The 1,132-nt window shown below is 59.5% G+C and carries 1 protein-coding gene; it reads left to right on the top strand.

The genetic code is table 11. The annotated features are described in order from the left end of the window. Nucleotides 1-97: 97 nt before the first annotated feature. Nucleotides 98-1,000: a pyridoxal-phosphate dependent enzyme gene (locus QMX93_RS30740; protein ID WP_282359337.1), complete on the top strand. Its 903-nt coding sequence runs from the start codon at nt 98-100 to the stop codon at nt 998-1,000. The last annotated feature ends 132 nt before the right edge of the window (nt 1,001-1,132 follow it).

Raw genomic sequence — 1,132 nt, 5'->3', positions numbered from 1 at the left:
GCGATCTTTTGATTTTGTTTTTTAAAGACAAGATCAAAAGATCGCAGCCTGCGGCAGCTCCTACTAGTATGTGTTTTTTTCAGATTACGCAGTGCTCATGTTTCCCCAAGCCCCCCTCGAACCTCTTCATCTGGACTGGCTGACTTCCGCCGGCATCGAAGTGGCGATCCTGCGTCTCGACCAGATCGACCCGCTGATCAGTGGCAACAAGTGGTTCAAACTCAGCGAACACCTCAAAGCTGCCGACCGTGCGGGCGCCGAAGGCATCATCAGCCTTGGCGGCGCGCATTCCAATCATCTGCATGCATTGGCAGCGGCCGGAAAACGGCTGGGGTTCAAAACCGTGGGGCTGTTGCGCGGGCATCCGCAGGAAACGCCGACGGTGAAGGATCTGCAGGCGTTCGGCATGCACCTGCATTGGTTGGGGTTTGCCGGTTACCGGGCACGGCATGAGCCGGGGTTCTGGTTACCGTGGCGGGCGCAGTATCCAGAGTTGCATGCGGTGCCGGAGGGTGGCGGGGGATTATCGGGTGCGCTCGGTTGCGTGACGCTTAAGGAGCAAGTCGACGCGCAATTGCATTCATTGGGCTGGAGTGATTACCACGGCTGGTGGCTGGCGTGCGGCACCGGGACGACGCTGGCGGGGTTGGTGCTTGCCGAGGCGGGGGCGCATACGGTTTATGGTGCGTTGGCGGTGCCGGAAGATCACGGTGTGGCGCCGCAGGTTGAGTCGATTCTACGAGAAGCGGGGCGGGTGGATGCGGGGTATGAATTGATTGATGCCAGCCGAGGTGGTTTTGCCAAGGTTGATCCGGGGTTGTTGGCGTTTATTGAACAGACCGAACAGGCTAGCGGTGTGCCCTTGGAACCGCTGTATACCGGCAAAGCGCTGCTGGCCCTCAAGGAACAGATAGACGCGGGCAGATTTGCCAGTGGCACACGACTGGTCTTCGTCCACACCGGCGGCCTACAAGGCAGACGCGGTTTCCAGCCCCGATAGGTGAGGTTTTTGTGGCGAGGGGATTTATCCCCGTTGGGCTGCGAAGCAGCCCCAATCCAGCCACCATAGTTCAGCCTGACTCACCGCATGCTGAGGTTTTGGGGCCGCATCGCAGCCCAACGGGGATAAATC

This window comes from Pseudomonas sp. PS01303 (genome assembly GCF_029959385.1).
GTDB classification, from domain to species: Bacteria; Pseudomonadota; Gammaproteobacteria; order Pseudomonadales; family Pseudomonadaceae; genus Aquipseudomonas; species Aquipseudomonas rustica.
This window is presented reverse-complemented; position numbering and strand designations above follow the sequence as displayed.

Bases quoted from the DNA above. Each gene is read 5' to 3' on its own strand.
- QMX93_RS30740 (WP_282359337.1), top strand. From the start codon at position 98: ATGTTTCCCCAAGCCCCCCTCGAACCTCTTCATCTGGACTGGCTGACT.